We start from the raw sequence: 7,455 nt of genomic DNA, 5'->3' as shown, positions 1-7,455 counted from the left end.
CTCTACCTTACCAGGTCTGGATCACCGTGTCTACCGCCGAGGCGGAGACGGTACCTTCTCCGGTCCCCTCACGAGTCGACAGATCCAGGACCTGAAGTTCGTGTGGGTGGCCTGCCCGTGGGACCAGCCACATCGCGGCGGCTCCGAGGAGCTTCGCAGTGGTGTCTGTTCCTCCCTGTCGGGCTGACATCCAGAAGATTACGTCGAGGTGACGGGCGAGGTCAAACCCGGGCGCGGTGACCCCGGTCACCGCGCCGCCAGCCGGTCCGGTCGAGGGCGCCGTCGGCCCCTGCAACGACGGCGGGGCCAGGGGGACGAACCCCTTGGCCCCGGCGTCGTGCACAAAGGTCCGTCACGCGACCTCGGCCACCGCGAGCGTCCGCTTGCCCCGGCGCAGGACGGCGAAGCGCCCGTGCAGGAGGTCGTCCGCCCCGAGGGCAGCATCCTCGGACGTCACCTTCACGTTGTTGACGTAGGCGCCGCCCTCGGCGATCGCGCGCCGCGCCGCGCCCTTCGAACCCACGAGCCCCGACCCCACGAGAAGGTCGACGACGAGGTCTCCGGGCGCCGCCGTCGTGCGCGGGAGCTCCGCCACGGCCGCGGCGAGCGTGCCGGCGTCCAGGGCACCCAGGTCCCCCCGGCCGAAGAGCGCCTGGCTCGCGGCGATGACCGCCTCGGTCGCGGCGGCGCCGTGGACCAGCGTGGTGACGTCGGCCGCGAGCGCCTTCTGCGCCTCGCGCGCCGCGGGACGCTCGGCGACCGCACGCTCGAGCTCAGCGATCTCCTCCGCGGTGCGGAACGTGAAGATCTTGAGCCAGCCCACCACGTCGGCGTCGTCCGCGTTGACCCAGTACTGGTAGAACGCGTACGGGCTCATCATGTCGGGGTCGAGCCACACGGCCCCGCCCTCGGTCTTGCCGAACTTGGTCCCGTCGGCCTTGGTGATGAGTGGCGTCGTCAGGACGTGCACCGACGCCCCCTCGGCCTTGCGGATCAGCTCGACACCCGAGAGCAGGTTGCCCCACTGGTCGTTGCCACCCGTCTGGAGCGTGACGCCCTCACGCCGGAAGAGCTCGAGGTAGTCGTTGCCCTGCAGGATCTGGTAGCTGAACTCGGTGAAGCTGATCCCCTCGTCCGACCTCAGGCGACGCGCCACGGTGTCCTTGGCCAGCATGGTGCCCAGACGGTAGTGCTTGCCGATCTCCCGCAGGAAGTCGATCGCCGTGAGGTTCGCCGTCCAGTCGAGGTTGTTCGCGATGCGCGCCGGGTTGTCGCCCTCGAAGTCGAGGAAGCGCGAGACCTGCGCCTTGAGGCGCTCGGTCCACTCGGCGACCGTGTCCTTGGTGTTGAGGATCCGCTCCCCCGACTGACGCGGGTCGCCGATCATCCCCGTGGCGCCGCCGACGAGCGCGATGGCACGGTGCCCCGCGAGCTGCAGGTGGCGCAGCAGGATGAGCTGCACCAGGTGACCGTGGTGCAGGCTCGGCGCGGTCGGGTCGAAGCCGCAGTAATACGTGACGGGTCCCTCGGCCAGCGCAGCACGCAGCGCGGCCTCGTCGGTGGACTGCGCCACCAGGCCTCGCCATTGCAACTCGTCGAGAACGTCGTTCACTGCATCTCCTTCGTCGTGCCCGCGCGCGGTGCGGCGCAGGGCGTGGGACGGGCGCGCCGTCGTTCCGCGCGCCCGAGGTCCTAGTCTGCCGTGTCCCGCCCTCCAGCACCGACTCCGCCGGGGACCGGGCTCGTCAGCGGGTGCGGCGCGTCGCGGGCCGGTAGGCCGAGACGGTCGGGTCGCCCGTCAGCCACAGGCGCCACGGGTAGACGCTCGCGTCTCCGCCGTCGCCGCTCACGCCGACGCGAGGTCCGGTCGCGATCGCGGGACGCAGGGTCCGTACGTCCCGGTGCACGACGACGTCGCCCGCCTCGTCCGTCACGTCCAGCCCGTAGTGGGCCAGGTCCAGGCCGAGCGCCACCGCGAGACGTGCCGGTCCGCGCGCGATCTGGCGGTCCGAGTCGCAGACGCCGGCAGCGAGCCGGCGCGCCCGTGCCAGCGCGACGCCGTCGGTCACCTCGCCCGCCCGCAGGAGGACCGCCGACGCGGAGCCCACCGGGCCGCAGACCACGTTGACGCAGTGGTGCAGGCCCAGGTGACGGTAGACGTACAGGTGACCCGGCTCGCCGTACATGGCCCGGTTGCGCTCGGTCCGACCGCGGAAGGCGTGCGACCCCGGGTCCTGCTCGCCGTCGTAGGCCTCGACCTCCGTGAGGCGGACGGTGACGCTGCCCTCCGGGGTGCGGTGGGTGATCGAGGCCCCCAGGAGGTCGCGTGCGACCTCGAGGCTCGGGCGGGAGAACCATCCGCGCGCGGGAACGTCCGGCGCGGGGGCGTCGAGGTCCGTGGTGGAACGGGACTCGGTCACATGGGCCTCCTGGCTGGGCGGGCGTCTCCCCCGCAATCTACGCCGAGCACGTCTCGACGTCTCACCTGCGATCGTGGACGGTCAGGCTTCGCCCGCGCGCTCGTGCGCACGAGGGCGCGCCGTGACCGGCTCGCCGAACCCGTCGAGCACGACGTCGGCCCGCTCGGCCGTCCCCTCGGTCGCGTAGACCGCTCGCTCCGAGGCCATCCACTCGAGCCAGTGCACACGGGCCTCCTGACCGTCGCGCGCGAGGCCGCGCGTCAGGCGGAGCTCGTCGTCGGCCTCGACCCAGACGAGCAGCGTCGTCATCTCGGCGATCCGCCGGGCACCCGCGCCGCAGCCCTCGACCACGAGGAACGGGGCGAGCGGGACGTCGTGCCACTCGGCGAAGTCCTCGAGCGTCCAGTCGTAGCGTTGATAGCGCCCGGGCCGACCGGCGGCGAGCGGGTCGAGGACCTGCTCGACGAGCCGCCCCGCGCCCGCCGTCATCCCCGTCCAGCCCTCGTACAGGTCGTCCATGTGGATCACCTGGGCAGGTAGCACCACGCCGAGCTGCGCGGCCAGCGTGGTCTTCCCGGACCCTGCCGGCCCGTCGACGACGACCAGGCGGCACGCGCCCCCGCGAGGGACGCCCGGACCAGCCGGACGTCCCTGACCGAGGCGCGCTACGCCGTCGTGCACGCGGGCCACGAGGTCATCGAGGACCGCAGCGCTCACGCTCATGGTGACCTCAGCCCTGCACCCAGAAGCGGTACTCGGCCGAACGCGCCTTGGCCTCCTCGAGCTGCTCCGCGACACGCGCAGGAGCCGTACCGCCCACCGCGTCGCGCGAGGCGAGCGAACCCTCGACCGTGAGCACGTCCCGCACTCCCGGGGTGAGGTGCTCGGAGATCTCCGCGAGGTCCGCGTCCGTCAGGTCCCACAGCTCGATGCCGCGCTCCTCGCAGACCCGCACGCACGCACCCGCGACCTCGTGAGCCACCCGGAACGGCACGCCCTGACGGACGAGCCACTCCGCGATGTCGGTCGCGAGAGAGAAGCCCTGCGGGGCGAGCGAGGCCATGCGCTCGGTGTCGAACGTCAGGGTGCGGACCATGCCCGCGTACGCCGGGAGCAGGACCTTGAGGGTGTCGACCTGGTCGAACACCGGCTCCTTGTCCTCCTGCAGGTCGCGGTTGTACGCGAGCGGCAGGCCCTTGAGCGTGGCCAGCAGACCCGTCAGGTCGCCGATGAGACGCCCGGCCTTGCCGCGCGCGAGCTCCGCGATGTCCGGGTTCTTCTTCTGCGGCATGATGCTGGAGCCCGTGGAGTAGGCGTCGTCCAGGCGGACGAAGCCGAACTCCTTGGTGTTCCAGATGATGATCTCCTCCGCGAAGCGCGAGAGGTCGACACCCAGCATGGCCGAGACGAACGCGAACTCCGCCACGACGTCGCGCGAGGCCGTGCCGTCGATCGAGTTCTCGACCGGGCCGTCAAAACCCAGGTCCGCCGCGACCGCAGCGGGGTCCAGGCCCAGCGACGAGCCGGCGAGCGCGCCCGAGCCGTAGGGCGAGCGCCCCGCCCGCACGTCCCAGTCGATGAAGCGGTCGACGTCGCGCAGCAGCGGCCACGCGTGCGCCAGCAGGTGGTGCGCGAGCAGCACCGGCTGCGCGTGCTGCAGGTGCGTGCGGCCCGGCATCGGGGCGCCGGGGTGCGCCTCGGCCTGCTCGATCAGGGCGTCGACGACGTCGAGCACCAGGAGCCCGATCGCGCGGGCCTCCTCGCGCAGGTACGACCGCACGAGCGTCGCGATCTGGTCGTTGCGCGAACGCCCCGCGCGCAGCTTGCCGCCGAGCTCCGGACCCGCGCGCTCGATGAGCCCGCGCTCGAGGGCCGTGTGCACGTCCTCGTCGGCCAGGACCGGGAGGAACGTCCCCGACCCGACGTCGGCCGAGAGCACGTCCAGCGCCTCGAGCATCGCGGTCAGCTCGTCGTCGTCGAGCAGCCCCGCCGCCGCGAGCACCTTGGCGTGGGCCCGGGATCCCGCGATGTCGTGCTGCGCGAGGCGCCAGTCGAAGTGCGTCGACTGCGAGAGAGCGGCCAGGGCCTGCGCGGGACCGCCGGCGAACCGGCCACCCCACAGGCTCACGGGAGCCTCCGACGCGCGCTCCACCTCGGCCGCGTCGCCCGCAGCGGCGCCGGACGTGATCTCGTCACTCATGGTTCACAGGCTCCCGGTGCCGAAGTCCACGCCGTTGCCGAACTTCTCGTCACGGGCCGCAGAGAGCTTGGCAGTGAGGCCGAAGATCTCGATGAAGCCCTTGGCCTGCGACTGGTCGAACGAGTCGCCCTCGTCGTAGGTCGCGAGGTTGAAGTCGTACAGGCTCGACTCGCTGCGGCGGCCCGTGACGGTCGCGCGTCCGCCGTGCAGGACGAGGCGGATGTCGCCCGAGACGTAGCGCTGGGTGTCGTCGATGAAGACGTCGAGCGACTTCTTGAGCGGGCTGAACCACATGCCGTCGTAGACCAGCTCGGTCCAGCGCTGCTCGACGCCACGCTTGAAGCGGGCCTGCTCGCGCTCGAGGGTCACGTTCTCGAGCTCCTGGTGCGCCGCGATGAGAGCGATCGCGCCCGGGGCCTCGTAGATCTCGCGGGACTTGATGCCGACCAGGCGGTCCTCGACGATGTCGATGCGGCCCACGCCCTGGGCGCCGGCGCGACGGTTCATCTCCTGGATGGCCTGCAACGGGGTCACGGGGACGCCGTCGAGCGCGACCGGCACGCCCTGCTCGAACGTGATGATGACCTCGTCCGCGACCGGCGGGAACGTCGGGTCGTCGGTGTAGTTGTAGACGTCCTTCGTCGGGGCGTTCCAGATGTCCTCGAGGAAGCCCGTCTCGACGGCGCGTCCCCACACGTTCTGGTCGACCGAGAACGGGTTGTGCTTCGTCGTGGCGATCGGCAGCGAGTGCTTCTCGGCGTACGCGATGGCCTTCTCGCGCGTCAGCGCGAGGTCGCGGACCGGCGCGATCGTCTTGAGCTCGGGCGCGAGCGACGTCGTCGCGACCTCGAAGCGGACCTGGTCGTTGCCCTTTCCCGTGCAGCCGTGCGCGACGGTCGTCGCGCCGAACTGGCGGGCCGCGCGCACCAGGTGCTTAACGATCACGGGGCGCGAGATCGCGGAGACCAGCGGGTAGCGGTCGAGGTACAGGCCGTTCGCGCGCAGCGCGGGCATGCAGTACTCCTCGGCGAACTCGTCGCGGGCGTCCGCGACGTAGGCCTCGACGGCGCCGCAGTCGAGGGCGCGCTGGCGGATGACCTCGAGGTCCTCGCCGCCCTGGCCGACGTCGACGGCCACGGCGACGACCTCGGCACCGGTGGCCTCGCCGATCCAGCCGATGGCAACGGAGGTGTCCAGGCCGCCCGAGTAGGCGAGCACGACGCGTTCAGTCATGACTTGTTCTCTTCCTTGCGTGGGGTGATGGGTCCAAGTGTGGCAGCCGCCGAGGCTCGGCGGTCGCCGTGGTCGCTGCGCGGCCCGTGCGGGCCGTCGCTAGCCAGGAGGTGCTGAGATCGTGGGGGTGGCGGGGGTCACGGGGTTGGTCAGGGCCAGGAACCGCGCGGCCAGGTCCTCGCCGCCGTCGACGTCGCGCGAGATCACCAGGACGGTGTCGTCGCCCGCGATCGTGCCCAGGACGCCGACGAACACCGAGTGGTCGATCGCCGACGCCAGGTACTGCGCGGCGCCGGGCGGCGTGCGCAGCACGACGAGGTTGCCCGACGCCTCGGCCGAGACCAGCAGCTCGGCGCACAGCCGCGCGAGCCTGGCCGCGACGTACTCGGCGTCGTTCGCGACCTGGACCGAGCGGTCGCCGCCCTCGCCGGGCACCGCGTAGACCAGCGCGCCCGACGCGCTGCGGACCTTCTCGGCCCGCAGCTCGATGAGGTCACGCGAGAGCGTCGCCTGCGTGACGCTCACGCCGTCCTCGGCGAGCGCCTTGGCGAGCTCGGCCTGGGAGTGGATCTCGTGCCGGGCGACGAGCTGCGCGATGCGCGCGTGGCGTGCCGCCTTGGTGGTGGGCACGCTTCCCGGGCCGAGGGCGGTCGTCACGAGCGTTCCAGCAACCAGGTCAGCAGCGCCTTCTGGGCGTGCAGGCGGTTCTCGGCCTCGTCCCAGACGGCCGACTGCGGGCCGTCGATGACCTCGGCCGTGATCTCCTTGCCGCGGTAGGCCGGCAGGCAGTGCAGCACGAGCGCGTCGTCGGCAGCGACCGCCATGAGCTCGGCGTTCACCTGGTACGGGACGAACGGCAGCTCGCGCTCGGCCGCGCTCGCCTCGTCGCCCATCGAGACCCAGGTGTCGGTCGCGACGACGTCCGCGCCACGCGTGGCCTCGGCCGCGTCCGTGGTCACGAGCACCGAACCGCCCGTGTCCCGGGCGATGCGCTCGGCGTCGGCGACGACCGCCGGGTCCGGCAGGAAGCCGGCCGGGGCCCCGATGCGCACGTGCATGCCCGCGGTCACGCCGCCCAGGAGGTAGGAGTGCGCCATGTTGTTGGCACCGTCGCCCAGGTAGACGAGCGACGTGCCGGCGAGCGAGTCGACGCCGCCGCGAAGCTGGGCGACCGTCAGCAGGTCCGCGAGGATCTGGCAGGGGTGGAACTCGTCGGTCAGGGCGTTGACGACCGGGACGGTCGCGGCCCGCGCCATCTCCTCGACGCGCTCCTGGCCGAACGTCCGCCACACGATCGCCGACGTCTGACGGTCCAGGACGCGGGCCGTGTCCGCGATGGGCTCACCGCGCCCGAGCTGGCTCGACGCCGCGTCGATCACGAGCGGGTAGCCACCGAGCTCGGCGATGCCCACCGAGAACGACACGCGTGTGCGGGTCGACGGCTTGTCGAAGATCACCGCGACGGCCTGCGGCCCGCGCAGCGGCGTGCGGATGAAGCGGTCCTCGCGGAAGCCGAGGCCCAGCTCGAGCACCTCGCGCTGCTCGGCGGGGGTCAGGTCGTCGTCGCGCAGGAAGTGCCGGACGGAAGCGGTCGAGGTCACG

Annotated in this window: 7 protein-coding genes; all 7 read right to left on the bottom strand. The window is 72.1% G+C overall.

Going from position 1 to position 7,455, the window contains the following annotated elements:
* Nucleotides 1-352 precede the first annotated feature (352 nt).
* The 7 genes from tyrS to argF all read right to left on the bottom strand — a co-directional run bounded on the left by tyrS (nucleotide 353) and on the right by argF (nucleotide 7,454).
* Nucleotides 353-1,612 (bottom strand): tyrosine--tRNA ligase, encoded by a 1,260-nt coding sequence (tyrS, locus tag ACZDYF_RS17620; RefSeq protein WP_307824062.1) that lies wholly within the window; start codon nucleotides 1,610-1,612, stop codon nucleotides 353-355.
* 133 nt (nucleotides 1,613-1,745) lie between these two features.
* Nucleotides 1,746-2,420 carry a DNA-3-methyladenine glycosylase gene (locus tag ACZDYF_RS17615; protein WP_364078863.1) on the bottom strand — a complete coding sequence of 225 codons (675 nt, stop codon included), beginning with the start codon at nucleotides 2,418-2,420 and terminating at the stop codon, nucleotides 1,746-1,748.
* A gap of 81 nt (nucleotides 2,421-2,501) precedes the next feature.
* Nucleotides 2,502-3,143 (bottom strand): uridine kinase family protein, encoded by a 642-nt coding sequence (locus ACZDYF_RS17610; RefSeq protein ID WP_475060496.1) that lies wholly within the window; start codon nucleotides 3,141-3,143, stop codon nucleotides 2,502-2,504.
* A gap of 7 nt (nucleotides 3,144-3,150) precedes the next feature.
* Nucleotides 3,151-4,620, bottom strand: coding sequence for an argininosuccinate lyase (gene argH / locus ACZDYF_RS17605; RefSeq protein ID WP_475060493.1), 1,470 nt, complete (start codon nucleotides 4,618-4,620; stop codon nucleotides 3,151-3,153).
* A 3-nt stretch (nucleotides 4,621-4,623) separates the two neighbouring features.
* The gene (locus ACZDYF_RS17600) at nucleotides 4,624-5,853 is read right to left on the bottom strand and encodes an argininosuccinate synthase (RefSeq protein WP_475060490.1); all 1,230 of its coding nucleotides are present in this window, start codon (nucleotides 5,851-5,853) and stop codon (nucleotides 4,624-4,626) included.
* Nucleotides 5,854-5,952: 99 nt separating this feature from the next.
* Complete coding sequence (locus ACZDYF_RS17595; protein WP_475060485.1) at nucleotides 5,953-6,483, bottom strand: arginine repressor; 531 nt, start codon at nucleotides 6,481-6,483, stop codon at nucleotides 5,953-5,955.
* A 23-nt stretch (nucleotides 6,484-6,506) separates the two neighbouring features.
* The gene (argF, locus tag ACZDYF_RS17590; protein WP_191790708.1) at nucleotides 6,507-7,454 is read right to left on the bottom strand and encodes an ornithine carbamoyltransferase; all 948 of its coding nucleotides are present in this window, start codon (nucleotides 7,452-7,454) and stop codon (nucleotides 6,507-6,509) included.
* Between the last annotated feature and the right edge of the window lies 1 nt (nucleotide 7,455).

This window comes from Oerskovia sp. PE-21s, assembly GCF_056158145.1.
The sequence above is the reverse complement of the archived record's forward strand: the minus strand, read 5'-3'. Positions and strand labels throughout refer to the sequence as shown.

What these genes read in the sequence shown, in the direction of transcription:
- ACZDYF_RS17610 (WP_475060496.1), bottom strand. Translation starts at nt 3,143, where the DNA reads ATGAGCGTGAGCGCTGCGGTCCTCGATGACCTCGTGGCCCGCGTGCAC.
- argH (WP_475060493.1), bottom strand. Translation starts at nt 4,620, where the DNA reads ATGAGTGACGAGATCACGTCCGGCGCCGCTGCGGGCGACGCGGCCGAG.
- ACZDYF_RS17600 (WP_475060490.1), bottom strand. Translation starts at nt 5,853, where the DNA reads ATGACTGAACGCGTCGTGCTCGCCTACTCGGGCGGCCTGGACACCTCC.